Genomic DNA, 25,540 nt, shown 5'->3' with positions numbered 1-25,540 from the left:
CTGATCTTAATTAGTTTAGCTTATATTTTACAAGCGCCACCGGCACAATCTTCTTCAATGACTTTAGCATCATCTGCACCATCACGTGTATTGTGATAATACAGGGTTTTAACACCCATTTTGTAGGCAATTAACAAATCTTTTAATAGGTTTGTCATTGGTACTTTATTATCACTAAAACGTTTTGGATCGTAATTAGTATTCGCAGAAATTGCTTGGTCAACAAATTTTTGCATTAAACCAACTAGCTCTAAATAACCTTGGTTATTTGGAATGCTCCACAACAACTCATAATTTGCTTTGTATTTATCAAACTCAGGTACAACCTGTTTTAAAATACCGTCTTTACTTGCTTTAACACTGATGAAACCACGTGGAGGCTCAATCCCGTTTGTTGCATTAGAAATTTGGCTCGACGTTTCAGATGGCATTAATGCCGATAGTGTTGAGTTACGTAAACCATGCTTAACGATGCTAGTACGTAATGTTTCCCAATCTAAGTGTAAAGGCTCGTCATGAATAGTATCCAATGATTTTTTGTAATTATCTAAAGGTAAAATACCTTGAGAATAACGTGTCTCATTAAATTTAGGACAAGCGCCACGCTCCATTGCTAATTTATTTGATGCTTTTAATAAATAGAATTGAATCGCTTCAAAGGTTTTGTGAGTTAAGTTGTTTGCACTACCGTCAGAATACTTAACACCATTTTTAGCAAGGTAATAAGCATAGTTAATCACACCTATACCTAATGTTCGACGTGCCATTGAGCTATTTTCAGCGACCTTTAATTGGGTAGTCTTGGTAATCTAATAAATTATCCAGAGCACGAACCGCTAGTTCAGAAAGCTCTTCTAGTTCACCTAAATCATCAATCGCACCTAAGTTTAGGGCAGAAAGAGTACACAGCGCGATTTCACCTTCTTCGTCCATAATGTGTTGTAACGGCTTAGTTGGTAGCGCAATTTCAAGACAAAGGTTACTTTGGCGAATTGGTGCAACTTTACTGTCAAATGGACTATGGGTATTACAGTGATCCACATTTTGGATATAAATACGGCCAGTACTTGCACGTTCTTGCATTAATAAAGAAAATAACTCAACCGCTGGAATGCTTTTTTGACGAATAGATTCATCACCCTCATAAAGGTGGTATAAACGTTCAAATTCGTCTTGGTCTTCAAAGAATGCGTCATATAACCCTGGCGTATCTGAAGGGCTAAATAGTGAGATTGATTCTTTGTCAATCAAACGTTGATAGAATAAGCGCCCAAGTTGCACACCGTAATCTAAATGACGAACACGGTTGGATTCGATACCACGGTTATTTTTAAGGACTAATAAAGATTCAACTTCTAAATGCCAGATAGGGTAGAAGACAGTTGCAGCTCCACCACGAACGCCACCTTGAGAACAAGACTTAACCGCCGTTTGGAAGTATTTATAAAACGGAATACAACCCGTATGGAAAGCTTCGCCACCACGAATCGTGTCGCCCATTGCACGAATACGGCCTGCATTAATACCGATACCAGCACGTTGTGAAACATATTTAACAATTGAGCTAGCCGTTGCATTGATAGAATCTAAACTATCTCCGGTTTCAATTAATACACATGAACTAAATTGACGTGTTGGTGTACGAACGCCCGACATAATTGGCGTTGGTAAAGAAATTTTAAAGGTACTAGTTGCATCATAAAAACGTTTAACGTAATCAAGGCGTACCGATTTATCATAATTTGAAAATAAACAAGCAGATACAAGTAAATATAAAAACTGTGCGCTTTCATAAATATCACCGGTCACGCGGTTTTGAATCAGGTATTTACCTTCTAATTGCTTAACCGCAGATAAGAAAAATTTAAATCGCGGTTATGGTCGATGAATTGCTCCATCTCTTCAAATTCTTGTTTACTGTAATCTTCTAGCAGATGCGCATCATATTTGCCTTTAGAAACCATTTTACTTACATGCTCAAACACACTTGGTGGTGTAAAACGCTGGTAAGCTTTTTTACGTAAGTGGAAAACAGCTAAATGAGCTACTAAATATTGGTAATCAGGTGATTCTTCAGAAATTAGGTCGGCGTACGCTTTGATGATTGTTTCATGAATATCATCGGTACGGATACCATCATAAAATTGAATATGAGAATTTAACTCAACCTGTGACACTGAAACGTTGTTAAGACCTTCGGTCGCTCAGGTGATGACTCGGTGGATCTTTTCAAGATCGATACTTTCTCTCTTGCCATTACGCTTAGTAACAAACAGGTTTTTATTCATTATGACTACCTTTACTGATCACTTTTAGAAGATTTATTACAACATTACATTAGAAATAACGTTGTTTGTATATTAGGTGATTTGTTCATTTTAAACACAACATATAGTGCCGTGCTAAACAAGGGGACACAAGATAGCGTTTTTGTGGTTTTTTTCAAGTGAATATTTTTAATGTTAAAGTGGATATTTTTGTGGATAAATCGCGTATAAAAAAAGTGTTGGTATTCACTAACTTTTGTCGGTAGGTCTGATAGGTTTGTGCTGAAATGCAAACATTATTTACAAATATTTTAATACTAGGATCTTAGTAGTAAAAAAATAATAAAAAACTAAAAGTTGAAGTCGCTTCATATTTTAGTGATTAATTTGAAATTTTGTTATGAGTCGCATATGTTCCATTAACAATGCTTGCATAAAAATGAAAGCATGGTTAAAAAATACACTTTGCTTCACAATATATGTAACATAATCATTACAATTTATTAACTTATAAGATCTGTTTGATCTAAATCAAAACGACATTTCATAAAATTAGGTCTTATTAGCCCCACAAACAGGTAACAACTAATTAAGATAATATTAATACCAAGCGTGTTAAATATGCGAGTTAACTTTTGTATAGGAAATATAATTTAGTTTGAGGCGAAAGTTGCTCTAAATGCGATTGTCTTTAGCAAACTTTCAACAAAAATAAGCAATTTTAACCAGTAAAATAGATCAGCTAATTATTATGATTGCTATAAAATCAAGGAGATGATGATGAAATTATTAATGAAGCCAAAATGCTATACGGATATATGTTTACATGGGAAGTGGTTTCATCACGACCATGGTGAAACAAGTGCTTATATGCTTGGTTGTCATTTGACTTTTGAGCTTGGAATGATGCCAACCACAGAGGAAGAGTTGGAAGCTTGTTTAGAACCAATAGTACAGAGCCAATTAGTCTTGCTTAAATGATATTCCCATTACCACTCTTTTTAACTATGCATGGTAATGGGGGTAAACAGAATGACTAATAATTTCAATATTAATCATTCTGCAGTACTGCTTAGCCTCGATAATATGATTGCGCAACAAAAGGCATTTTGCTGACAGTCATAGGCAACTTCTTACCACGTACTAGCGCATAAACTTCAGTTTCTAAGGTAGCAAACTCAACTTTTACGTAGGCCATTGCAACCGGTTTTTCAAAAGTAGGGCCATAGGTGCCACTAGTGACGATGCCAATTTCATTGTCGTTAGCGTCCAATAATACAGTTCCTTCACGAACTAGGAGCTTTACTTTGTCCGATTAAACCAATGCGCTTACGACTGATATCTTTTGTTTTAATTTGCTCAAGAATAAGGTCACTACCTGGGAATCCACCTGCACGTTCGCCATCACTGCGTCTATTTTTGCTAATACCCCATAATAAGCTTGCTTCAACCGGTGTGGTTGTTTCATCTAAATCATGGCCATATAGACATAAACCACATTCTAAACGTAATGAGTCACGTGCGCCTAAACCAACCCACTCAACGGCGTCATTAGATAATAACAAACGTGCTAGGGCATCTGCATGGCTGGCTGGAACAGAAATTTCATAACCATCTTCACCTGTGTAACCGGAACGACTAACATAACATTCAACGTCAGCTAAGGTTACTTTAAGTGCATCCATAAAGACCATATCAGCGACTGCTGGGTTGAGTGCTTTTAAAACATCAACGGCTTTTGGACCTTGTAATGCTAGTAAAGCACGATCTTCAATGATTTCTAATTGCACATCTACCGGTAAGTTAGCTTGAAGATGTTTAATATCTTGATCTTTACAAGTCGCATTCACCACAACAAAAAGGTGATCGCCAAAATTAGTGACCATCAAATCATCATTGATACCACCTTGCTCATTAGTGAAAAAAGCATAGCGTTGTTTACCTGCAGGTAAATCAATAATATCAACGGGTACTAAGGTTTCCATAAAGGCGTACGCGTTAGCGCCTATTAGTCGTAATTGCCCCATATGAGAAACATCAAATAAACCGAGCTGCACGCGCGACAATGTAAATGCTCTTTTTTTACCCCTAATTTATATTGCACTGGCATATCATAACCAGCAAAAGGTACCATTTTTGCGCCCATTTCGACATGTAGTGCGTGTAGTGGTGTAACAAGTAATTGTTCAGACATCGGTAAATACTCCAATAAAATGTTTAGATTTACGAGGCAGTGACCCATAGGATCAAAGCATCTTGGTTCGCTTGCTGAAACAAGCATGTGGCCCATATTGGCATCGTAATAAACCGAGTCGCCTTGGTTTAAATTAACGGGTTCATAAAACTCCGAAAAGAAGGTGATTTCTCCCTCTAAAACTAATAAAAACTCTTCTCCGTCGTGGCGGATCCAATCCGAATAATCATCAAAGCTTCGAGCTCTCACTAAAGACTTAAAGGGCATCATTTTTTTATTGGTCAATTGTGTTGCTAAAAGCTCGTGTTCATAGGTGGAAGTTGGATGCGATCTACCTTCATCGACACGCGTAATGTCGCGACGACCGGTTGCCGCCATTTGTTTTGAGGTCGCAAACAGTTGTGGGATATCTATTTGTAAACCCATGGTTAGTTTTTGCATCGCTTGGTAAGTCGGAGAAATTTGTTCATTTTCAATTTTAGACAGTGTTGATCGTGCTAACCCTGTTTTTTGACTCGCTTCTTCTAGTGTTAAGCCAAGCGTTTTACGAATTTCTTTCAAACGTTCTCCGAGTTTAATCGGTGCAATTTTCTCTTCCTTACTTTGACTTATTGTCATGGAAGGGTAAACGTCCTGCATTGTTTGTTGTTCAGAATCTTGTTCTGGCATAGTTGTTGTTGCCACCTTAATTAATTCACTATCAGTTGGATGTGAAATTGTCATAACATTTCCTTTTTCATTGCACTACATAATAACGGTCACAAATAAAAATACTTGACAAAAAAACGATCAATGTCACACTTTTTCAAGTAAGTTTCCTTTTGGAAACTTTTGACTAAACATGTGGCTATAATGGCCATATAATAAACAAAAAGCAAAGATGTTTTAAACTTAGCTTATTATATTTAGCATTAATTTAAATATTTTATAATTTAATCATTGTGTTATGGTCAATTATGTTCTTGCTTTAATCAATAGGAAAAATTAAGAACATAATTTCACTATAGGAAACATGGTTAATATTTATAAACAATCACGATTTATTGTTTGATTATTAAGCAAATAAAAGACATAAAGGTTAAGTTGGTTAACATTCAATTAACATCAGCTTAATGGAAGTCAAATAGACTATATATTTACCATCATTCATAAAAACTAGACAAAAACTCTAAGCCAATAACTATTAAGGAATTTAATATGGAAAGTGCATTAAAATTTAGCGAAACACACGAGTGGTCACTTGATAACGGTGACGGTACTATCACGATGGGAATTTCAAACCAAGCACAGGGTTTCCTAGGTGATATCGTTTTCGTTGATTTACCTGAAGTAGGTGATGAAGTAGAAGCAGGTGAAACATTTTCACTTGTTGAATCGGTAAAAGGCGCGTCAGATTTATATGCACCAGTATCAGGTGAAATTGTTGAAATCAATGAAGAGTTAGAAGGCGGTCCAGAGATCATTAATGAATCTCCTTATTCAGCAGGCTGGATTGTTAAAATTAAAATGAGTGATGAGTCTGAATTAAATGATTTATTAAGTAATGAAGATTACCAAGTCGCAAACGAAGAAGATGAAGATTAAATAATCTGATTAAAACAACGGCAAAACAGGCGAACTTTTTTGCCGTTACAGATATTACTCAGGCAAGATGATTTTTTTGTAAAGCGTTAGCCAAACAAAACCAAGATGATTTTTTGTTAAAAAACTTGTTTAGGAACTACCATGACCGATACCACAGCGCTTGATTTATTAAGTGATAACAACGCATTTGCAACACGCCACAATGGCCCCGATTTAGTGCAACAACAAACAATGTTAGCAACCATTGGCTTAGATAGTCTTGATCAACTCATTGATCAAACCGTACCAGAAGCCATTCGTTTACCGAATAAAATGCAATTGGCGGAAGCGCAAAGTGAAGCTGATATGTTAACGTCATTGAAAACTATTGCAGAAAAAAATGTCGTTAACCGTAGTTTTATTGGCCAAGGTTATTACAACACTTTAGTGCCTAACGTGGTATTGCGTAACGTACTTGAAAACCCAGGTTGGTACACTGCTTATACACCATACCAACCAGAAATTTCACAGGGGCGATTAGAGTCTCTATTAAATTACCAGCAAGCCGTAATCGATTTAACGGCGATGGAAATTGCAAATGCGTCTTTATTAGACGAAGCGACGGTCAGCTTGCAGAAGCAATGAGTTTATGTAAACGCGCTGGTAAAAATAAAAGTAATGCCTTTTTCGTGAGTAATCAATTACACCCTCAAACCATTGATGTAATCCGCACTCGTGCTGAATTTGTTGGTTTTGATATTGTTTCAGGTGAAATTGAAGAGCTAGAGCAATACGATGTATTTGGTGCGATTTTACAATACCCAAGCACAACGGGTCAGCTACAAGATCTAACAGAAGTGATTGAAAAGGCGCATGCTAAAAAGACATTAGTAGCAGTTGCGACTGATTTATTAAGCTTAACACTTTTAAAAGCGCCTGGTGAAATGGGTGCTGACGTTGTTATCGGTAGCGCACAACGTTTTGGTGTGCCAATGGGATTTGGTGGACCACACGCTGGTTTTATGGCAACCCGTGATAAATTCAAACGGACTATGCCTGGTCGTGTTATTGGTGTTTCAAAAGACAGTAAAGGAAAACTTGCACTGCGTATGGCAATGCAAACCCGTGAACAACATATCCGTCGTGAAAAAGCGACATCTAATATTTGTACTGCACAAGCCTTATTAGCTAATATGGTCGCCTTCTATGCCTTATATCATGGGCCTGAAGGGGTACGTAAAATTGGTCGTCGAGTACATCATTTAACGGCTATTTTAGCGGCAGGTTTACGTAGCGAAAACATCGAATTAGACAACGAGTACTTCTTTGATACGTTAACCATCAATACTAAAGAGCACAGTAAAGCGATTTATCATCGCGCATTAGCAGAGGGCATGAATCTTCGTAAATTCCCAGCACCGGCTAATTCAGTTGATAATTCACCAGTACAACTAGGTATTAGCCTTGATGAAACAAGTACTATCAAAGATGTTGAAGACTTATTATTAGCGATAACAGGCAAGGCACTGAAAGCCTCTGACTTCAGTGAAACCATCGCATCAGATGAGTTTGCTGGCATTCCAGAAAACTGTCGTCGTCAAAGTCAATATTTACAACATCCTATTTTCAAAGCACATCATAGCGAAACACAAATGATGCGTTACATGAAAAAATTAGAAAATAAAGACTACTCATTAACCCATGGCATGATCCCACTTGGGAGTTGTACCATGAAGTTAAATGCGGCGACAGAAATGTTGCCTGTCACTTGGCCTGAATTTGGTCAGATGCATCCTTTTGCGCCTACTGAACAAAGTTTTGGTTACCAAGAGCTTGCTGAAAAGTTATCAAACATGCTCTGTGAAATTACCGGTTACGATGGCTTTTCATTACAACCAAACTCAGGTGCACAGGGTGAATATGCCGGTTTGATTGCAATCCAACGTTATCATCAAAGTCGTGGTGACGAACACCGCAATGTGTGTTTAATTCCGAGTTCTGCACATGGTACTAATCCAGCAAGTGCATCAATGGTTTCAATGAAAGTGGTTGTTGTTGGCTGTGATGATCAAGGTAATATCGACCATGCTGATCTGAAAGCAAAAATCGAAAAACATCGTGAAAATTTATCATGCATCATGATCACTTATCCTTCTACTCATGGCGTTTACGAAGAATCTATTCAGGAAGTCTGTGAATGGGTACATGAAGCAGGTGGGCAAGTATACCTTGATGGTGCCAATATGAATGCACAGGTTGGGCTAACTAGCCCTGGTTTTATCGGTTCAGACGTATCGCACCTTAACTTGCATAAAACCTTCTGTATTCCACACGGTGGTGGTGGTCCTGGTATGGGGCCAATTGGTGTGAAAGCACACTTGATCCCATTTTTACCGGGACACATTGAAGTGACAGAGTCTGCAGACAACAAGCATTATGCTGTTTCAGTTGCCGAATTAGGATCCGCGTCTATTTTGCCAATCTCATATGCTTATATCGCAATGATGGGTGAATCTGGATTAACAGAGGCGACTAAATTATCAATGTTAACCGCTAACTACGTAATGGAACGTTTACGTCCGCATTACCCGGTTTTATACATTGGTAACAAAGGCCGTGTGGCTCATGAATGTATTATCGATATTCGTCCGATTGAAGCTAAATCGGGAATTTCGGGTGAAGATATTGCAAAACGTTTAATGGATTACGGTTTCCATGCGCCAACTATGTCATTCCCAGTGGCGGGTACATTAATGATTGAACCAACAGAGTCTGAAGACTTAGGTGAATTAGATCGTTTCTGTGATGCAATGATTGCCATCCGTAAAGAAATCGAACTTATCGAAGCAGGGCAGTGGACACTAGAAGATAACCCATTAGTGAACGCACCGCATACACAGGTTGATTTAATGGAAACAGAATGGGCACACAGTTACACCCGTGAAGTTGCTTGTTTCCCGTCGAAACAAAGCAAAGACGCAAAATATTGGCCAGCCGTTAATCGTGTTGATAATGTGTTTGGGGACCGTAACCTCATTTGTTCTTGCCCAAGTATTGAAAGTTATATTGAAGAGTAATTGTAATAAGTATTAATGCTAAAAATGTCGATATGGCATTCTAAATTAATACTTACTCTTAAGATATACCCGTTACCATTCAAGATGCAAAGTTCAGCAAGTTGTGAGATGGGTAACTTCTAGGCAGAAAGTTGAAGATCTAACGGGTTCAATCAAGACTTTCTAACAACGAAGATGCTTGCCTCACAGCTTGCCCTGCGGGTCGCTAGCTCGAAAAGCAATTCTGCGTTGCAATATTCGATAAGGGCTAACCCTTGTCATCATGTTGCGACTTGCCTTGCAGTCCGAGCTAACGACTGAACAAAGTATCTCGATTGGTAACGGGTATAAAGCCACTACATCATCAATAGTTTAAACATGTAGTGGCTTATCCAAATTTTTTCAGCTTTAACCTAACTAACTAAAAAATTTACAATTTATTTGGCGACTTAATGCTGTCTAAAATTTGAGTTCATAGACTAAAAATCAAATTACCAATAGAGATAAATTATCGGAAACTATTAAAAAGGGAAATACAATGACGGATATTAAATCAACACCAGAAACCTTTATCATTACTGCTGACTGCCCTAACAAAGCAGGCACAGTAGATGTGCTAACCAGATTCTTGTTTGAACAGGAATGTTATATCAATGAGATCCACTCTTTCGTTGATACCACTGAAAATAGATTTTTTATTCGTATCGAGTTTAAGTCAGATGCACAGGTTGTATTTAACCAACAAGATTTTAAAAAGAAATTTGAGCAACGTGCCAAAGAATTCTCAATGCATTGGCAGTTAACACCAACTTCTTACAAATCCAAAGTCGTGATCATGGTTTCTAAGCACGATCATTGTTTAAATGATCTGTTATACCGCTACCGTACTGGCGACCTTGATATTGAGATACCGGCAATCATTTCAAACCATCCAGATTTACAAGGATTAGCAGAATGGCATGGTATTCCTTATTATCATCTACCGATTTCTAAAGAAACAAAGCCACAGCAAGAAGCGAAAGTGTACAAAATTATTCAGGAATGTAACGCTGATTTAGTTGTTTTAGCGCGTTATATGCAAGTACTCTCTAGTGATATGTCTAAAAAACTTTCCGGTAAAGCCATTAATATCCATCATTCCTTATTGCCTGGTTTTAAAGGTGCAAGACCCTATTATCAAGCCTATGATCGTGGAATTAAGCTGGTGGGTGCAACAGCCCACTATGTCAGTGATGATCTCGATGAAGGGCCAATCATTAGCCAATGTGTTGAGACAGTTGACCACAGTTATTACCCACAAGATTTAGTAGCTAAAGGTCGAGATATCGAATGTTTAACTTTGTCCCGAGCAGTGCGTTGCCATATCGAACCACCGCATATTCTTACACGGTAATAAAACGGTTGTGTTTGGTAAGTCATAGCATTTAATCAACGTTGAGAAGCTTTTGGGCACCCAACTTATATTTGGTTGTCCAAATATTAACTGTTTTAAAGAATATACCTGATATGTATATTACTATATTCCTTACTTTAAAGATGCGTGTAAATACATTTTTCAAGGGCCAAAAAAATGAAATCTCCTCTATTTAAATTGACTATTTTTTATATTACCTTTGGTTATTTGGTTTTTTCTGCTCCAAGCTATGCCGAACAAGAAGAGCAAACTCTTTCAATAGATTCAAAAGAAGAGTTTAGCGATAATGAGATACACGCTTGTTTAAAAAACACGGATACATTAGAGCTCATTCAAAAGAAAATGGCTGGTAATGAATCTATGTTGCAGTATGTTGAAAATAAATTAGAAGGTTATGACAGAACTAAAAAAGTAATATTAGATAGAGTCCTATATTTTAAAGAATATTGCGATAAGCAAAAAAAACACTGCAATGACGCAGACCATCATAGAGGTAAATATAAAGAAGTGCTTGCTGATGAAGTTCAATTTAGATTAGAAGCTGTTTCATATATACAAGAGGCCATTGATTTAAAAAAAGAAGAAGAGGCGTTTGCTAAAACCTTTGATAATAATTGTGAAAACGAAGAATATGAAAAAAATCAAGTGATTGCTCTTTGTAAGATGTAGTGGTTTAATACTACCGGACACTTCTAAAGACTTCAGTTAATATGTCTAGTAGAGGTAGATTATGAAGAAGAAAACAACACGTCCAGTATTTACAGTAGAATTTAAACAAAGTGCAGTAAAGTTGGTTACTGAAAAGGATACAGTAGGCAAGAAGGCGCTAACAATCTCGGTGTATCACTGAGTGCCATTACACGTTGGGTAAGAATTGAAACTCATACAGATTCAAAGCCAGGCTCTAAACAATCAACATTAAACATATCAGAGCGAGCAGAACTAGAGGCGTTACGTAAAGAAAACAACCGATTAAAAATGGAGCGTGACATCCTAAAAAAGGCCACAGTCTTCTTTGCGAACGAAAAAGAATAAGATTTCAATTTATTCTAAAACATAAAGAAGACTGGCCAATTAGAGTAATGTGTCGCGTGATGAAAGTAAGCTCAAGTGCATTTTATGATTGGATACATGCACCAATCAAGCCTTTTGATGCGCCAGAATTTCATTTGGACAGCGCAGTAAAAAGCACATTCAAAGAGCATAAAATGACTTTAGGTAGCAGACGTATGGTGACTGAACTAGCAAAGAAAAACATTGTTATTGGTCGCTTTAAAGCACGCTCTACAATGCGTAAATTGGGCCTTGTCGCTCGCTATCCGAAGAAATTTAAAACGACCACCGATAGCAACCATAGTAATCGAATTGAGCCGAATAAACTAAATAGAAAATTCACAGTTAATGAGAGTGATCGTGTTTGGACAACAGATATTACTTATATCGCTACGCATCAAGGGTTTATCTATTTAGCAGTCGTGATGGACTTATATTCACGCCGTATTGTGGGTTGGACAATTGCAGATAATATGCGCACTGAGTTATGTAGTAATGCACTGAATATGGCCTACTGGCAAAGAAAACCAACTTCTGGTCTGTTGCACCACTCAGACAGAGGTAGCCAGTATACTAGTGATGATTATAGAAAATTACTAAATACGATGAAAATGAATGTGAGTATGAGTGGCAAAGGTGAATGCTGGGATAATGCACCGACAGAACGCTTCTTCCGAAGTTTAAAGCATGAGCAATTGAACTATGAAACATTCAAAACAAAGAAAGCGACTGAGCTAAGTATTTTAGATTATCTTGCTTATTACAATGGTAAACGCCCGCATTCAGTTAATGGGTATTTATCACCAATTCAATATGAAAATAAAGTCGCTAAAAAGGTGTCCGGTTTTATTGACCATTACAGCCTAACAAGGGCGTTTAAATCGGACACTAAAACAGTTCGTCATTTTTGCAAAAAATACGCAAAAATACCGCCCAGTTTTATTGCCGATTAACGCGACGTTATGGTTCATTTGGTAATCTCTCTGCCACTCAGCAATAATAGAGCCAACTTTTACAAGCAACTAATCTAGGACAGAAAAATGCAACAAGTCAAAATTGAATTATTGGAAGAAGGTGATGAAGCTATCGGCTTCTCAAACGAGATGCTTGCAATAAAAAAAGCTAATGGTGAAGTTGAGATATTCAAAATAGATACTGATGAAGATGGCTTACCAAGGCTAGCAGACAAAAGTATTCTAATTACCTATGGTGATAAGAATAGTAAGAAAATTACTATTAGTAATGATGATAATAGTGTTGAAGTCGGAACGTTTTTAGGTAGCGCTTTATGCCGTGTTCAATATGCAATAATGAAGGGCACAATGCTAGAACCTGCCCAAACAAGAGCCCTACTGAAGTAAAACCAGCAACTGGTGACCATGCTTTGTGGCTTAAATTCGATGGGCTTACTGAAAAAGAAGCAAATGAGCTTTTAAAGAAAGCAATTGATGCAAAGACAGAGGTTGCCCCAAATTCTAGAGGGACTTTTGCTAAAGGAAGTAGGCGTGAATTACCAAATAAAATCAATGAAGCGCTAGCTCTTCAGCGACCAAAGAAAACAGATGACTAAAAGATCATATCAGCATGTTAAGGCACAAAAAAGGGGAAGGAATTAGATTCCTATATGTGTTTTTTCTGTAATAAGGTTGACTCTAAAAACCATGGTCATCATATAGTTCTGTATTCAGAAGATGGTGATGCATCTATTGGGAATATGATTACATTATGTCCAAAATGTCATCGCGAGTACCACGCTGGTAGATTGCAAATTGATATTGGGCGCTTTTAAACCATAACAAGGCGTCGCTACGGAAAATTTATTCGCTAGCGCTCCTAAATTTCCGCAGAGCAGCGACGTTATAGCTATTTATCAGATGAGGGTATAAACGAATGAAGGTTGAAGTTTTTAATGTAGGTCAGGGAGACTCTTTTCTTTTACTTCCTGATGATTCTTGTATGTTTTCACAAACGCCTATTCTTGTCGATGTAGGTCCTCAAAGTGCTAAAGTAGCAGATAAATTATCTAGAAATAATTACCATTTGATATTAACGCATTCACATAAAGATCATATCGGTGGTTTTCCCAAAGTTTTCCGTGAGAAGAACATTGAAAGCATTACAATTCCTTATTATCTTCCAGAAATAATTAATATTGCAAAGTTCATAAAAAAGAAGGTACCACAGAAATACGGTTCACTTGACTGGCGAAAGATAAAAAGAATACAAAAGGTAAGGTTAGTTGGAGAAGGTGATAAACTTTGCAACCATATCACAATATTAAACCCTCCTAAGTCTCCATATCAATATTTTGAAAAAGTATTACGAGGTGATGACTCTGGTAATATTCAAGAAGCCCTTAATATATTAAATGAGTATGGTTTTGAGTTGCCAACTGAAGACATCCTTAATTATAATTCTCCTTTGATAGCATCTCAACTGGATGATAATGAATACTTCTATCAAGCTAAGATGTTCGTTCATTATTTTTTCATTAGTTTGAGTATGAGGGTTTCTGATAACTCGCTTGAGTCTGCCAACTACTATGCAGATGCTCATTTAGAGTTAACAGCCAATCAAGCGAGCATTGTGTTTAAATATGTAAATCCGAATGGTGATTGGCTATTTACAGGAGATGCAGATCAATCAGTATTTCATCGTATTATCAATACTTGTAATCATTCACATGTCCCGTTTAATAAATGTAGTTGTAATGCACTTTCTGCCAAATATTTGAAAGTTCCACATCATGGAAGCCGTGGAAATATATCTGACTATATATTAGGTTATATAGATCCAAATGTAGCATTCATTAGCCACAAAAATAGGAAGTTTGGGCGTTCCAATGATCCACATCCACATCATGAAGTTATTGATTTATTGGACGTGTATAAGGTGAAAACTTATTATACAAATGCAGTAGTCAAAAATCGAAAAACTATAAAGCCTGGGACATTTGGCGTTGTTGAAAACGGTGCGCTTGAGTTTAGATAGCTATAACAAGCCATTCAACAGGACAAAATACAGTTGGCTATTTTCGTCCCTCAAATTTTAGCCAACTATATTTTGCCCGTTAATAGGGGCGTTATAGCTCATTTATATACCACCTTGCCTTCTGTACGCAAATTGCGTACACTTTAATTATGAAATGTATATTTGTAGAATCAAAAATATTTGAGAAATACCGAGATGACCACCTCAATGATGACGAGTTTAGACTGTTTCAAGCTGAACTAATGTCAAACCCGAAGCAGGGTGATGTGATTCAAGGTACAGGTGGTTTGCGGAAGATTCGAGTTGCAAGTAAGGGGAAGGGAAAACGTAGTGGTTCACGTGTTATTTATTACTTCCTTGATGAAAAACGGCGTTTCTATTTACTCACTATTTATGGGAAAAGTGAAATGTCAGATTTAACCGCAGATCAAAAGAAACAATTAAAGACTTTTATGGAGGTATGGCGCAATGAGCAATCGTGATTTATTTACAGAATTAAGCTCGGCTCTTGTTGAAGCAAAAGAACATTCAGAGGGGAAGCTTACACTTAAAACACATCAAGTTAATAAACTCAGTGAACTTGATATTTCTCCTAGTGAAATTGTACACATTCGAGAAAAATTTAATATGTCACGTGGTGTGTTTGCTAGTTTGCTTCATACATCTTCTCGTACTTTAGAGAACTGGGAGCAAGGACGTAGTGCACCAAATGGGCAAGCAATTACTCTTTTGAAATTAGTACAACGTCATCCAGAAACTCTCTCGCACATAGCAGAGCTATAACAAACAAGGATAGGTGTCGCTCAGCCGATACCATATCTGGGTGTTAAACAAGCCCTAACGAGGCTCTTTACTTTATATAGTAAATAGTGGAATTGGTTTTCGGTTGGGTCAATGGGGCAACTTTTTTTAAAGGCGAGTCACACTAAGGTACAATTGACACCTCAATTATATCAGTATTTTGCATTTTAGTTGTTGGGTGCCATATCACCTCGCTCTCTTATTAATTTTCATTTGTGTCAATGAACTCTTTAAGTTCATGCGTTTTCACACATTATCTTGTCAGTCGATTCATACCCATAAAATGCATTTTATGCTGACAGCATGGGCAAATACAAATAGCATGTTTACGTTTTACTGCTGTGCTTACAGTGCCTATTTCACTCCTCAGTATCAGCAATATTTGTAGTCGCAGTTGTTTGGCATTGCCTCGTAAAAATCCGTAATCTCTCACTCGTTGCAGACCTTTTGGTAATACGTGTTGCAAGATTAACCATCAGAATTCGAGTGCAGGTAATGTCCGCATTTTGCTGTGGAGCAGTTGGAATTGGTTGGAATACAAGGTTAAGTAATGAGGGAGTTTCATTTTGCTTTTTTTAAAATAGCAATAGAGAGACCGCTGGTTAAAGCTTTAAAAAATGTCATAACAATTTATCGCAAAATATAAATAAATTGATAAGTAGCAAAATCCTGAATACCTATTTATTATATCTTAAGATTTATTCTTTGATATTTTCAACTCACAGGTAGAAACAAACTTTTTATCCCCTAATTTTTTAATAAAGGTACATTTTTACAATTTTGAAAAATTTGGTAGTATTAAACATAAAGCAGTTATTCTCACTTGATTCAACCACAAAAATTTTCAAACCTAAGTTTAATCTTGTTTAAGAAAGATAAGAATGCCACTTTTGTAATAATGAACTGTTGAGCTTGTCGAGTTATCCTCTCAGTGGATATAGCATCTATGGATCATGTTATTAGCACTTTAAAAATGATTGAATACCTTTTGAATATTGAATAGAGAAATATATATGGCTTGCAGAAGTGCGATGATGAACAATAGGGCGAGAATAGATGGGATTATTTAACTTTTTCTTATTTGCTGTCTTTTTCAATTTAATCATGTTTATATTTTTGAGCATGAATTATTCCAACAAAAAGAAAGCAATGAGAAACAAAAAGTTACAGGGTGTTGAGCTGTTGAAAAAATTTAGCCTGCTACTCGCTTCTATACAGTTACACCGTGGTTTAACGATGGGCGAGCAGACACGGAGAAGCTCGTTTTCTGAAACGCATTAAACCCCTCGAAAAAACGATTGATGAGCAGGCGATAGTTTTAAATTTAGAGGAAGGGTGGTTAATTGAAAATTTAATATGGTTAGGCTTTAATGACCATTGGTTGCGTTTGTCGGCTAACTATAAGAATTATGAAAGTGATTACAACTACATACAACATTGTAATTTAATTGACAACTTGTTGCGCTTAATTGAAGAGTGTGCAGAACATCATCACCTTCTTGAGCATATTTATAGCAATAAAGATAACTCCAATATTCTCTGGTCGCAATTATTGATCACCGCCGAACATATTGGTCAAGCACGTGCGATAGGCACTAGTATCGCAACCAGAAAAGAATTTAATAATATTCAACGTCTAAAGCTAGGTTCATTAAGAGATAGTATTAATGAATTCTTGTTCCTGCAAATTTGCGACAACGCTCCTATTGATGACCTATTAAATGCAATTAATAAGCAAATTTTAATTCCCACACCAAGTATCTCTGCAGAAGAGTACTTTAACAAAGCGACTATCGCGCTTGAGTTAGTTTTAAAACGTTTCGATGATCACCTCGAAAACTTAAAGAGCACAATTTAAAAAATGAAATAACATTAATCCCAACATGGATAATTGGGCACGGCAAGATCATTATAAATTGAACTTTTTGAATAAGTAGCGATCAGATCAAGCATAATAATATACTTGGTAACATAATATGAGCGCTACTTTTTTGGAACACTTTAATTCAATCTCAGATCCTCGCATTGAACGTTGTAAAAAACATAACTTACTCGATATTCTTCTACTTGCTATAAGTGCCGTCATATCAGGCGCAGAAGGATGGGAGGATATTGAAGACTTTGGGCATTTAAAGCTTGATTGGTTGAGACAGTACCGTAATTTTGAAGCTGGTATCCCTAAACACGATACCATTGCCCGTGTTATCTGTCGCTTAAAAGCAAACGAAATAGAGCACGCCTTCCAATCATGGATATCGTCACTTGTAAAAGTAACTGGCTGTGATGTTATTGCTATTGATGGTAAAACAGCGAGACGATCATTTACTACCAAAGACAGAAAAAATGCACTCCATACCGTCAGCGCATGGAGTTGCCAACACCAACTAGTGTTAGGGCAAACGGCAGTAAATGAAAAAAGTAATGAGATTACTGCAATCCCAGAATTTTTATTAAGCATGTTGGATATTGAAAATAGCATAGTGACACTTGATGCTATGGGCTGTCAGAAAGCGATAGCGGCGCAAATAATCAAACAAAAAGCGGATTATATTCTAGCACTTAAAGGCAATCACTCTGGCATGCAGGCAGAACTAGAAGCTTGGTGGCATAAAAGCCAGCGGAAAGGTTTATCCGAAAAGAATCACGCGAAGCATACAGAAATAGACTCAGGTCATGGTCGTATTGAAACACGAACATGTGAACAGTTACTGATTGATAAAAGTTGGCTAGGTAAAAACTATCAATGGTCAGGGCTTAGAAGTATTATAAGAATTCACGCTAAAATTCATGAACAATCAACGGGTAAAGAAACAGAAGAAATTCGCTGGTATATTAGTTCACTCGATTTGAATGCAGAGCAAGGGTCAAAGGCAGTTCGTAGTCACTGGCAAGTAGAAAGTATGCACTGGGTACTAGATATGACCTTCAGAGAGGATGAATCCCGTATAAGAAAAAAACAAGGCCCATTAGTTTTCAATGTCATGAGAAAAATCGCGATGGCGCTGTTTAAACAAGATGAAAGTAAGAAGGCGAGTATGGCAAGGAAAAAGAAGATGGCAGGGTTAGACGATGAATATCGCTCAACCCTGCTAGAATCAGGGATTAAAATGCGCTAGCCGTGGATAAATGGGAAAGTGTTTCCTTATTCTTTATAAACTGATCTGAAGGGTTATATACTCGTTACCAATCGAGATGTTTTGTTCAGTCGTTAGCTCGGACAGCAAGGCGCAACATGATGACCTCTCGAGCGATTAACTACGTCAATCCTCTGCCGGTAGATGTAAAAACAAGTATTTACATCTTAAATGGCTAGCCCTTATCGAATGTTGCAACGATGAATTGTTTTTCGAGCTAACGCCCCACAAGTCAAGTTGTGAAGCAAGCACCTTCGTTGTTAGAAAGTCTTGATTTAACCAATTATATTTTCAACTTTCCGCCCAGAATTTACTCTCCTCACAACTTGCTCAACTTTGTATCTTGAATGGTAACGGGTATATCAATTCCGTTAATTAAAAAAATGCACAAAATCCCTCTGAAAATAAGATCCATATCACATAACGTTAGGGAGCTTCCGAAAAATCACATATGTTTAACTATATTAAATAATGTGTTGAAAAAACCACGTGTTATGATTATTTCATATAAATTTACGGGATGTAATGAATGGCCCTAGAAGATAATAATGACAAAATAGATAATACAACTGTTACCGATGACATTCCTTTAGTCGTGGTAGGTATTGGTGCGAGCGCTGGTGGTTTAGAGGCTCTCCAAGGATTAGTGGCAAACTTACCGCCTGCTAGTGGAATGAGCTTTATATTAGCCCAGCATTTATCACCTTCGCACAAAAGTATGTTGGTTGATTTACTTGAAAAAAATGCAACTATCCCGGTGTTGGTCGCAGTTAATAAAGTGAAATTACTCCCAAATACCTTTTATATTTGCCCTCCGAACTATAATGTCGAAATAACACGTGATAATTTAATTACCTTATCCGCTACTAGTGAGATTCGTCATACTCCTAGACCTTCTGTTGATATGTTATTTGAATCAATTGCTTTTGCAAAAGGCGAAAGCGCAATAGGTATTGTCTTGTCAGGTACAGGAACTGATGGTTCTCGAGGTCTTAGAGCCATTAAGGGCGAAGGTGGTTTTGGCATAGCACAAGACCCTAATACCGCTAAATTTGATGGCATGCCTAATTCTGCAATTAATTCTGGGAATGTTGATTTAATCTTACCGCCTGATGAAATTGGAATAGAATTAAAAAGCATTGTTACCTTTCCTCGCCGTGTACCTTTAGAAATAGAAACAACTGTACCTAGAGAGCTCTATTCAGGAATTCTTAGAAAAATAAAACGCCGTCAAAAGATAGATTTCACCTTGTATAAAGAAAGCACTATCATGCGACGTATTGAGCGCCGTATGACAGCATTAAAGGTGCCTAAAGTACAATCTTACTTTAATTACTTAGATGAAAATGAAGCAGAAATAGAAATTCTTTTTAATGATATGCTTATTGGAGTCACATCATTTTTTAGAGATACAACGGCCTTTCTTAGACTATAAGATGAGCTAAGCCATTATCTAGAGAATAAAGACAGTAATATTCTTCGAGTATGGGTCAGTGGATGCTCTACCGGAGAAGAAGCTTATTCTATTGCTATTTTATTTACCGAGATATTAGGTGAGAAGGTCAACGATTATAAATTACAAATTTTTGCTACTGACATCGATAAACACGCTATAGATTTTGCTCGAAATGGAATTTATCCTGAAAGTGCGTTACAAAATTTGCCACAAGCAATTAAACGTAAGTTTTTTACTGTTTGTGGTGAAAGTTTTGAAGTTATAAAGCCTATTAAAGCTCACGTTATTTTCTCCGTGCATGATGTCACTAACGATCCACCTTTTTTACGTTTAGATCTTCTTTCATGCCGTAACCTGTTAATTTATTTTAACCTTGAATTGCAAAGACAAATATTGTAATGGTCAATAAAAACCGGACACCTTTTTAGCGACTTTATTTTCATATTGAATTGGTGATAAATACCCATTAACTGAATGCGGGCGTTTACCATTGTAATAAGCAAGATAATCTAAAATACTTAGCTCAGTCGCTTTCTTTGTTTTGAATGTTTCATAGTTCAATTGCTCATGCTTTAAACTTCGGAAGAAGCGTTTCTGTCGGTGCATTATCCCAGCATTCACCTTTGCCACTCATACTCACATTCATTTTCATCGTATTTAGTAATTTTCTATAATCATCACTAGTATACTGGCTACCTCTGTCTGAGTGGTGCAACAGACCAGAAGTTGGTTTTCTTTGCCAGTAGGCCATATTCAGTGCATTACTACATAACTCAGTGCGCATATTATCTGCAATTGTCCAACCCACAATACGGCGTGAATATAAGTCCATCACGACTGCTAAATAGATAAACCCTTGATGCGTAGCGATATAAGTAATATCTGTTGTCCAAACACGATCACTCTCATTAACTGTGAATTTTCTATTTAGTTTATTCGGCTCAATTCGATTACTATGGTTGCTATCGGTGGTCGTTTTAAATTTCTTCGGATAGCGAGCGACAAGGCCCAATTTACGCATTGTAGAGCGTGCTTTAAAGCGACCAATAACAATGTTTTTCTTTGCTAGTTCAGTCACCATACGTCTGCTACCTAAAGTCATTTTATGCTCTTTGAATGTGCTTTTTACTGCGCTGTCCAAATGAAATTCTGGCGCATCAAAAGGCTTGATTGGTGCATGTATCCAATCATAAAATGCACTTGAGCTTACTTTCATCACGCGACACATTACTCTAATTGGCCAGTCTTCTTTATGTTTTAGAATAAATTGAAATCTTATTCTTTTTCGTTCGCAAAGAAGACTGTGGCCTTTTTTAGGATGTCACGCTCCATTTTTAATCGGTTGTTTTCTTTACGTAACGCCTCTAGTTCTGCTCGCTCTGATATGTTTAATGTTGATTGTTTAGAGCCTGGCTTTGAATCTGTATGAGTTTCAATTCTTACCCAACGTGTAATGGCACTCAGTGATACACCGAGATTGTTAGCGCCTTCTTGCCTACTGTATCCTTTTCAGTAACCAACTTTACTGCACTTTGTTTAAATTCTACTGTAAATACTGGACGTGTTGTTTTCTTCTTCATAATCTACCTCTACTAGACATATTAACTGAAGTCTTTAGAAGTGTCCGGTAATATTAAACCACTACATATTTCCTGTGTTTCACTACGCATTAAACCCGAAAGGCTTGCTGTTTTTAGGGCAATCTGAATCTCTTGGTATTTACCAAGACAATTTTAGGCCTTTGTCTAAAACAGGGAAGATTTATGAGGTCGCTTTTGTTGGTAAAAAAGTTGCCCCTTCAAAAAATTTAGCTAGACAAATTATTGCTGACTATGTACCTAACATTCAGGCTAAGCCACCCGCTGAAACTAAAAAAGAAAACGCCAGCCCGTTAAACGACTTAATTGGTGAAACGTTACAAAAAACCATGTTGCCGTATGCCATTTTAATTAATGAAAATATGGATATTGTTTATACGCATGGTAAAAATCCGTTAATGGTTCGTCCTGAAGGGATTCCGACAAATAATATTTATCAAAATTTACACCCCACATTATCAATTGATTTGCGATCTGCTGTGCACATTCTTAATGCAGGACAACCATCGGTTAATACCGCATTTCAACGTATTAGTTTAGAGGAAGAGTTAAAATGGACTCGATTAAATTTAATCGATATTCCACATCAACCCGGTATGGGACGATTAATTTTAATTTTTTGTCAAATTGAAGATTCTCTTGATTTACCTCTCACTACAGGGGATGAACCGGTAGGCGATAATACCCTTGCGAAAGAGCAAGAGCGTCAACTTTTAAAAGCAAAAGAACAATTGCAAACGATTATTGAAGAGCTTGAGACCTCAAATGAGGAAATGCAATCAATGAATGAAGAGTTGCAAAGTTCGAATGAAGAATTACAAAGTTCAAATGAAGAGCTTGAGACCACCAATGAAGAGCTTCAATCTACCAATGAAGAACTACAAACAGCTTATGCTGAATTACGCATGGCCTACGATGAAAAGGCCCAAAACCAGTTACGCTTAAATGAATTATCTTCTGAATTGGAAAGAACTAATAACTTATTAGAAGAAACAGAATCATTAGCTAATATGGGGTCATGGTTATGGAATGTGCCTGAAGGTACTATCACTTGGAGTAAAGGGATATTTGCTATCTTCAAAAAAGATTTGGAAAAATTCACCCCGTCATATGAAGCGTTTATTGGTCTTGCGCATCCAGAATGGAGAAATGCGTTAGAAGAATATTTCACCGACTTATTATCAGGTAAAACGACAGAGCCCTATGTTTATCGTGCCTATGACGATAACCGCAATGAAATATGGGTATCCCTTGAGTCAGTGGTTTCGTTTAGCGCTCATAAACAGGCAAACAAAGTTATTGGTTCGATCAAAAATATTACTAAAGATATTGAAATAAAAAACTCACTTGAAAAAAATCGCAGAAACTTGAAGTTATTTTCAATTCCACACTCAATGGTATTTATATTTATGATTACCAAAAGGGATCTCAATATCTTTATGAATCCGGCGTATACCAAGTTATTGGGCTACACGTTAGAAGATATTAATCAGCTAACGGGTGAAGAGTTTATGGGGTTATTTCATCCCGATGATGTTAATTCGATTTTAACTCACATGGATGAAGTTAAAAATAGTAAACTGGGTGATTGCATTCCACTAAAATACCGCTTTAAACATAAGCATACCCAGGAGTTTTTGACCTTATTATCAAACGACACCTTATTCGAGGTTGACGATGAAACTGGAGAGCCTATTTCTATGTTAGGTACTTTTTTTATAGCCCCTTTAGATGAAAATAATAGCGATGCTAAATAATCGTTAATTAAAATTTAGAGGATAGACTTCCTTGAGAAGGAGAAGTATGGAGTCAAATATTGTTGATAAAGCCTCTTTTGACGCTTCCCAGAGAGAGGAAAAGCAGGAAATAACACAACAAGATTATGTGCAATTACATAAACAAATTACTAGACTGACGTCTTCTCAGGAGCAATTTTTAGCACTTTATGAACACGCACCTGTTAGTTACCTTGTGTTGAGTCAGGAATTTAAAATCATTGATGCTAATACTCAAGCTCGTCGAATTTTAAACCTTACAGATACGGCAGTGTTAAATGAAAAAATTTTACTACCTATATTGTTAAAGGGTTGGCTAATTTTTTAACTTGGGTTCAAACAGGCCTTCAAGAAGGTTTAACTATAGAGTTACATGATGTCAATCACAGAGGACAAGTAAAAGCTTTCGTTACTGTAAGAGAGGTCAATTCTCATACGCTTTACTTTCTGACACTCATTTCAGTGGCAGAAGAGCATCGATTAACAGAGTCATTAAAGCTTCATCAACTAGTGTTTGAGAACACTCAAGAAGCTATTTTTATTACAGATAAATATTTTAATATTCAACATGTTAATCCAGCTTATACCAAGGTATGTGGCTATACATTAAATGAAATGGTAGGTAAAAAGCCGAGTATTCATTGTGAAAACTATACGGATGTCGAAAAATATACCGAGCTGTTTCAAGCCGCAAATAGTATGGGAAGTGCAACCGGCATTATAAAAGCAAACCATAAAGAACAAAGTTCCTTTTACCAGCGACTTACTCTTACCGTAGTATTTCCTGAAGATGATTTTTCACAAATACCGTTACATTATATTGGTATTTTTGAAAATATTGATGAGCAAGTTGAAAAAGAAACACTCTTACATACCTTGGCTGAACAAGACCCGCTGACTACCCTATATAATCGCCAAGGATTTGAATTGCATTTTGATGAGTTATTTCAAGAAGCACAGCGTGAGGGTGAAAACTTAGCACTCTTTTTTAGATTTAGATAAGTTTAAATATTTAAATGATAAGCACGGTCATAATTATGGTGACGCTTTGCTAGTGGCTTTCTCGAGTCGATTAAAAACTTAGTGAAAAAAGTAGATATTGTCGCTCGTGTAGGAGGTGATGAATTTGTAATGCTACTTAAAGGTGAATTCACCGACAATGTATTAACCAAAATAGCTCAGAAGTTAAACATTAACCTAGCGGAACCATATAATTTATTTGATATTCAATACACCTGCAAAGCCAGCATTGGTGTTGCGTTATACCCTAAGGATGCGTTAAATAAAGATGGTTTGATAAAAGCAGATTGACTCAGCTATGTACTATGCCAAAAAGCATAAACAGAATCAGTTTCATTTATTTAACCAAAAGGAATTTGATCAACAGCAACAAAAAGCCAACTTGCTCATTGATATTGAAAACGACCTAAAGGCAAATAATTTTGTGATGTACTACCAACCGCGAGATAATATTATCACTAATGAAATTGTTGGTTTTGAAAGTCTTGTTCGTTGGAATTTTCAAGGAAAAGAGGTACGTACACCGCATCAGTTTTTGCCATATATCGAACATGACCATTTATTAATAAAACTTGGGAAAAAAATTCTAAACAATGTTTTTATCCAAGTAAATGCCTGGCTTCTATCTGGCTTTCATTGGCCTGTCTCTATAAATTTAGTCGCGCCTCAGTTGGCAGATGCTTCTATTTTGAAACTAATATCTCATTTAGTTGAAATGCATCCCAAGGTTGTTCCTTATATCCATATTGAAGTGACCGAATCAACCATATTTGAAACGAGCTCTATGATTATTGATGCAATAGATGAGTTGCAAACACATGGGTTTAAAATTGTTTTGGATGATTTTGGTACTGGTTATTCATCTATTTATAGTTTGAAGAAACTGGCTTTTGAAGTTATCAAAATAGATAAATGCTTCATTGATGATATTTTAACGCAAAACAGCGACAACCTCTTAATATTAAATACGCTCATTCAACTGGTACAAGGGCTATCTTTAGACATTATTTGTGAAGGAGTGGAGACACAAGAGCAAGTCGACTATTTAAAGCACATTGGTTGCGATGTGGTTCAGGGGTTTTATTACCATAAACCAATGCCAAAGCATGAAGTACTTCAATATATAAAGCTATCACGCAAACTACTTCCATAATAGCTACAGAGAGTATTATAGTGTTTATGCACGTTACCAATCGAGATGCTTTGTTCACTCGTTAG

The 25,540-nt window shown here is 36.7% G+C and carries 22 protein-coding genes and 6 pseudogenes; 21 read left to right on the top strand and 7 right to left on the bottom strand.

Translation table 11 applies throughout. From position 1 onward, the window contains the following. Positions 1 to 20: 20 nt before the first annotated feature. Positions 21 to 2,288 (bottom strand): annotated as a pseudogene (gene nrdA / locus ACLKMH_RS19905) (class 1a ribonucleoside-diphosphate reductase subunit alpha). Between the two features lie 771 nt (positions 2,289 to 3,059). Between nrdA and ACLKMH_RS19900 the strand changes: the two are divergent. Beyond that, positions 3,060 to 3,248, top strand: coding sequence for a hypothetical protein (locus tag ACLKMH_RS19900; RefSeq protein WP_413699657.1), 189 nt, complete (start codon positions 3,060 to 3,062; stop codon positions 3,246 to 3,248). A gap of 91 nt (positions 3,249 to 3,339) precedes the next feature. Here the strand turns inward: ACLKMH_RS19900 and ACLKMH_RS19895 are convergent, their stop codons facing one another. From ACLKMH_RS19895 to ACLKMH_RS19885, 3 genes are read right to left on the bottom strand one after another with little or no spacing between them, the layout of a single operon-like run. Then, entirely contained in the window at positions 3,340 to 3,540 is a 201-nt protein-coding gene (locus tag ACLKMH_RS19895) for a glycine cleavage T C-terminal barrel domain-containing protein (protein WP_413699656.1), read from the bottom strand. Positions 3,541 to 3,553: 13 nt separating this feature from the next. Continuing rightward, a complete protein-coding gene (locus tag ACLKMH_RS19890; protein WP_413702413.1) occupies positions 3,554 to 4,324 on the bottom strand; it encodes a hypothetical protein in 771 nt (256 codons plus the stop codon). Next, on the bottom strand, positions 4,276 to 5,184 hold the full coding sequence (locus tag ACLKMH_RS19885) for a helix-turn-helix domain-containing protein (protein ID WP_413699655.1): 909 nt from the start codon (positions 5,182 to 5,184) through the stop codon (positions 4,276 to 4,278). Before ACLKMH_RS19885 ends, ACLKMH_RS19890 begins: the two co-directional genes overlap by 49 nt. Before the next feature lie 474 nt (positions 5,185 to 5,658). Between ACLKMH_RS19885 and gcvH the strand changes: the two genes are divergently transcribed. The 11 genes and pseudogenes from gcvH (at position 5,659) to ACLKMH_RS19830 (ending at position 15,321) form a co-directional block, all read left to right on the top strand. Beyond that, positions 5,659 to 6,045, top strand: coding sequence for a glycine cleavage system protein GcvH (gene gcvH / locus ACLKMH_RS19880; RefSeq protein WP_413699654.1), 387 nt, complete (start codon positions 5,659 to 5,661; stop codon positions 6,043 to 6,045). A 141-nt stretch (positions 6,046 to 6,186) separates the two neighbouring features. Continuing rightward, a pseudogene (gene gcvP, locus ACLKMH_RS19875) lies at positions 6,187 to 9,101 on the top strand (aminomethyl-transferring glycine dehydrogenase). Between the two features lie 526 nt (positions 9,102 to 9,627). Beyond that, a pseudogene (gene purU / locus ACLKMH_RS19870) lies at positions 9,628 to 10,501 on the top strand (formyltetrahydrofolate deformylase). A 149-nt stretch (positions 10,502 to 10,650) separates the two neighbouring features. Continuing rightward, positions 10,651 to 11,163 carry a hypothetical protein gene (locus ACLKMH_RS19865; protein WP_413699653.1) on the top strand — a complete coding sequence of 171 codons (513 nt, stop codon included), beginning with the start codon at positions 10,651 to 10,653 and terminating at the stop codon, positions 11,161 to 11,163. A gap of 338 nt (positions 11,164 to 11,501) precedes the next feature. Then, positions 11,502 to 12,500: pseudogene (locus tag ACLKMH_RS19860) on the top strand (IS3 family transposase); the annotation flags it as partial. Between the two features lie 87 nt (positions 12,501 to 12,587). Further along, positions 12,588 to 12,908, top strand: a complete 321-nt coding sequence (locus ACLKMH_RS19855; RefSeq protein WP_413699652.1) for a hypothetical protein — start codon at positions 12,588 to 12,590, stop codon at positions 12,906 to 12,908. A 23-nt stretch (positions 12,909 to 12,931) separates the two neighbouring features. Next, positions 12,932 to 13,117, top strand: a complete 186-nt coding sequence (locus ACLKMH_RS19850) for a hypothetical protein (protein WP_413699651.1) — start codon at positions 12,932 to 12,934, stop codon at positions 13,115 to 13,117. Between the two features lie 54 nt (positions 13,118 to 13,171). Beyond that, positions 13,172 to 13,336: an HNH endonuclease gene (locus tag ACLKMH_RS19845; protein ID WP_413699650.1), complete on the top strand. Its 165-nt coding sequence runs from the start codon at positions 13,172 to 13,174 to the stop codon at positions 13,334 to 13,336. Between the two features lie 101 nt (positions 13,337 to 13,437). Beyond that, positions 13,438 to 14,538 (top strand): ComEC/Rec2 family competence protein, encoded by a 1,101-nt coding sequence (locus ACLKMH_RS19840; RefSeq protein WP_413699649.1) that lies wholly within the window; start codon positions 13,438 to 13,440, stop codon positions 14,536 to 14,538. Positions 14,539 to 14,687: 149 nt separating this feature from the next. Beyond that, positions 14,688 to 15,020 carry a type II toxin-antitoxin system RelE/ParE family toxin gene (locus ACLKMH_RS19835; protein WP_413699648.1) on the top strand — a complete coding sequence of 111 codons (333 nt, stop codon included), beginning with the start codon at positions 14,688 to 14,690 and terminating at the stop codon, positions 15,018 to 15,020. Beyond that, positions 15,007 to 15,321 carry a helix-turn-helix domain-containing protein gene (locus tag ACLKMH_RS19830; RefSeq protein ID WP_413699647.1) on the top strand — a complete coding sequence of 105 codons (315 nt, stop codon included), beginning with the start codon at positions 15,007 to 15,009 and terminating at the stop codon, positions 15,319 to 15,321. Before ACLKMH_RS19835 ends, ACLKMH_RS19830 begins: the two co-directional genes overlap by 14 nt. Positions 15,322 to 15,592: 271 nt before the next feature. On the opposite strand, the gene ACLKMH_RS19825 is transcribed toward ACLKMH_RS19830, so the two are convergent. Then, a complete protein-coding gene (locus tag ACLKMH_RS19825) occupies positions 15,593 to 15,805 on the bottom strand; it encodes a hypothetical protein (protein WP_413699646.1) in 213 nt (70 codons plus the stop codon). Between the two features lie 921 nt (positions 15,806 to 16,726). Here ACLKMH_RS19825 and ACLKMH_RS19820 point away from each other — a divergent pair. The 4 genes and pseudogenes from ACLKMH_RS19820 to ACLKMH_RS19805 form a co-directional block, all read left to right on the top strand. Continuing rightward, positions 16,727 to 17,197: a hypothetical protein gene (locus ACLKMH_RS19820; protein ID WP_413699645.1), complete on the top strand. Its 471-nt coding sequence runs from the start codon at positions 16,727 to 16,729 to the stop codon at positions 17,195 to 17,197. Positions 17,198 to 17,315: 118 nt separating this feature from the next. After that, a complete protein-coding gene (locus ACLKMH_RS19815) occupies positions 17,316 to 18,455 on the top strand; it encodes an ISAs1 family transposase (RefSeq protein ID WP_413699644.1) in 1,140 nt (379 codons plus the stop codon). 547 nt (positions 18,456 to 19,002) lie between these two features. Continuing rightward, complete coding sequence (locus tag ACLKMH_RS19810) at positions 19,003 to 19,908, top strand: chemotaxis protein CheB (protein ID WP_413699643.1); 906 nt, start codon at positions 19,003 to 19,005, stop codon at positions 19,906 to 19,908. A 36-nt stretch (positions 19,909 to 19,944) separates the two neighbouring features. Continuing rightward, positions 19,945 to 20,328: pseudogene (locus tag ACLKMH_RS19805) on the top strand (CheR family methyltransferase); the annotation flags it as partial. Between the two features lie 3 nt (positions 20,329 to 20,331). Here ACLKMH_RS19805 and ACLKMH_RS19800 read toward each other — a convergent pair. Together ACLKMH_RS19800 and ACLKMH_RS19795 are read right to left on the bottom strand one after the other, a co-directional pair. Further along, on the bottom strand, positions 20,332 to 20,490 hold the full coding sequence (locus ACLKMH_RS19800) for an IS3 family transposase (protein ID WP_413699642.1): 159 nt from the start codon (positions 20,488 to 20,490) through the stop codon (positions 20,332 to 20,334). A 4-nt stretch (positions 20,491 to 20,494) separates the two neighbouring features. After that, a pseudogene (locus ACLKMH_RS19795) lies at positions 20,495 to 21,232 on the bottom strand (IS3 family transposase); the annotation flags it as partial. Positions 21,233 to 21,583: 351 nt separating this feature from the next. Here ACLKMH_RS19795 and ACLKMH_RS19790 point away from each other — a divergent pair. From ACLKMH_RS19790 to ACLKMH_RS19770, 5 genes are all read left to right on the top strand, one after another. After that, entirely contained in the window at positions 21,584 to 23,284 is a 1,701-nt protein-coding gene (locus ACLKMH_RS19790; RefSeq protein ID WP_413699641.1) for a PAS domain-containing protein, read from the top strand. A 46-nt stretch (positions 23,285 to 23,330) separates the two neighbouring features. After that, a complete protein-coding gene (locus ACLKMH_RS19785) occupies positions 23,331 to 23,630 on the top strand; it encodes a hypothetical protein (protein WP_413699640.1) in 300 nt (99 codons plus the stop codon). Then, positions 23,615 to 24,304, top strand: coding sequence for a PAS domain S-box protein (locus ACLKMH_RS19780; RefSeq protein WP_413699639.1), 690 nt, complete (start codon positions 23,615 to 23,617; stop codon positions 24,302 to 24,304). Before ACLKMH_RS19785 ends, ACLKMH_RS19780 begins: the two co-directional genes overlap by 16 nt. Before the next feature lie 69 nt (positions 24,305 to 24,373). Beyond that, the gene (locus ACLKMH_RS19775; protein WP_413702412.1) at positions 24,374 to 24,613 is read left to right on the top strand and encodes a diguanylate cyclase domain-containing protein; all 240 of its coding nucleotides are present in this window, start codon (positions 24,374 to 24,376) and stop codon (positions 24,611 to 24,613) included. Between the two features lie 7 nt (positions 24,614 to 24,620). Continuing rightward, a complete protein-coding gene (locus tag ACLKMH_RS19770) occupies positions 24,621 to 25,475 on the top strand; it encodes an EAL domain-containing protein (RefSeq protein WP_413699638.1) in 855 nt (284 codons plus the stop codon). The last annotated feature ends 65 nt before the right edge of the window (positions 25,476 to 25,540 follow it).

The organism is Psychromonas sp. KJ10-10 (genome assembly GCF_047323245.1).
Lineage (GTDB): Bacteria > Pseudomonadota > Gammaproteobacteria > Enterobacterales > Psychromonadaceae > Psychromonas.
The sequence above is the reverse complement of the archived record's forward strand: the minus strand, read 5'-3'. Positions and strand labels throughout refer to the sequence as shown.